This window comes from Peribacillus sp. P4_C12, assembly GCF_056402095.1.
Map to the genome: position 1 here is coordinate 1 of NZ_JBFUIB010000628.1, position 1,880 is coordinate 1,880.

At 37.8% G+C, this 1,880-nt stretch carries 2 protein-coding genes; both read right to left on the reverse strand.

The window, feature by feature from the left end:
* A partial coding sequence (locus tag AC1DUW_RS27350; RefSeq protein ID WP_477643994.1) for an ATP-binding protein occupies window positions 1-855 on the reverse strand: 855 nt, incomplete at its 3' end.
* A 406-nt stretch (window positions 856-1,261) separates the two neighbouring features.
* The gene (locus tag AC1DUW_RS27355) at window positions 1,262-1,672 is read right to left on the reverse strand and encodes a CoA-binding protein (RefSeq protein WP_053345885.1); all 411 of its coding nucleotides are present in this window, start codon (window positions 1,670-1,672) and stop codon (window positions 1,262-1,264) included.
* Window positions 1,673-1,880: the final 208 nt, after the last annotated feature.

A 1,880-nucleotide genomic window follows, 5' to 3' on the forward strand; every position in this document is an offset into this window, starting at 1 on the left:
AATCTCATGGGTGCCGCCGTCTTTTGTACGAACATTATTTACAAAGCTTAGAATATTTTCTGAATACCCATCATTAAATTGAAAAGCCAGGTCGACTTCTATCCCATTCTGATCTCCTTCTAAGCTAATAACACTATGAAGGGTTTCCTTTTCTTCATTTAAGTAGGCTACAAAAGCTTCAATTCCGTTTTCATAATGAAAAGTCTCATGCAGGTCATTACGTTCATCCGTCAATTCTATTTTCATGCCTTTTAAAAGAAAGGCTGATTCGCGTAGACGTTCAGAGAGGATATCATAATTAAAAGTCGTAACCGAAAAAATTTTCGGATCTGGCTTGAAATGGATTTTCGTCCCAACTTGGTTGGTCTTTCCAATTTTCTCTAGGGTCGTTTCCGGTTTTCCTCCCTTGAAAAACCGTTGTTCATAAACAAAGCCATCCCTTTTAATCGTCACGACAAGCCATTCAGACAATGCGTTAACGACAGAGGCACCCACACCATGAAGGCCACCGCTCGTTTTATATCCGCCTTGTCCAAATTTACCGCCTGCATGAAGAATCGTCAAAATGACTTCAGGTGTTGGTTTCCCCAATTTATGCATTCCAGTGGGCATCCCACGCCCTTTATCTGTCACACTTATACTGTTATCTTTATGTATTTTCACACTAATCTGGTCTCCATATCCAGCCAAAGCCTCATCTACGGAGTTATCTACAATCTCGTACACTAAATGATGAAGTCCACGTGCATCAGTACTGCCGATATACATACCGGGACGTTTTCTGACCGCTTCAAGTCCTTCCAGTACCTGAATTGCATCATCATTGTACTCGATTGTTTTTACTTTCTTTGCCACAGAAATTCCCCTTTCCTTACTAAACACAATTTCCGGGCCAAATCATACTGCAATGAAATGACTCTCTAGCTCTTACAAAATAATTCATACGTTGATAATCATACAAAAAGTATAATACTTTCACGAACAAAGAACAAGTGTTCTATTTTTTTAGTCCCTTTTATTAGCGTTAGCACCATCCGTTAGAACTTGTTAGTTTTGTAAACGTATCTTAGCTACCGTTCTAATTGTAGCGGTAATTTTTCATTTGGCAAATACACTTTTACTATTTCGCTTAAATTATTCTTTAAAATGATCGATATGCCCCCACATTCTCCAAATCCAGTCATAGCTAGGCATTATTGGATTTCTTCGGATGAAACTTTCGATACCTTTAAGAAAGAGCGGAAAATCCGCTCTTTCCAAATTACTTCGTAAGGGCGTGTTCAACTTTTATACATCGATCCATGATGACAGTATAACCTTTTTCTTTTAGATAATCATAAGCTTCTTCATTTTCAACCCCAAGCTGCGCCCAAAAAATATCAGCATCGATTTCTGCGAATTCTTTTGCAATCCCCGGGAGGAATTCAGAACGGCGAAAAACATTGACGATATCAACATGTCCTTCAATATCTTTAAGTGCTTTTACGGCCTTAACGCCCAGCACTTCAGTTACAGCTGGATTTACCGGGATGATTTCATATCCGCTATCCTGCATTGCTTTTGATACCATATAAGAAGTACGCTCGGGGTTATTTGATAATCCCACAACAGCAATGCGCTTCGATTTCTTTAACATCTGACCCATTTCTTCTCTGCTTGGATTTTCTATCATTTTTATCAATCCCCTTTATAATAAAATGTATTCTTACGCATAAAGTATTCCTCAACATGGATATTTTACAGAGAAAAGCTGACTATTACCATTATTAAGAAAAACAATTATACAAGAAATAACTTGCTTCGAAAAGGTAAGTCTCTCTTAACTTCCTTTATTTTCATACAGACTACCACGTATTGCATCAATTTATACACTATAGGTA

What these genes read in the sequence shown, in the direction of transcription:
- AC1DUW_RS27355 (WP_053345885.1), bottom strand. Translation starts at nt 1,672, where the DNA reads ATGATAGAAAATCCAAGCAGAGAAGAAATGGGTCAGATGTTAAAGAAA.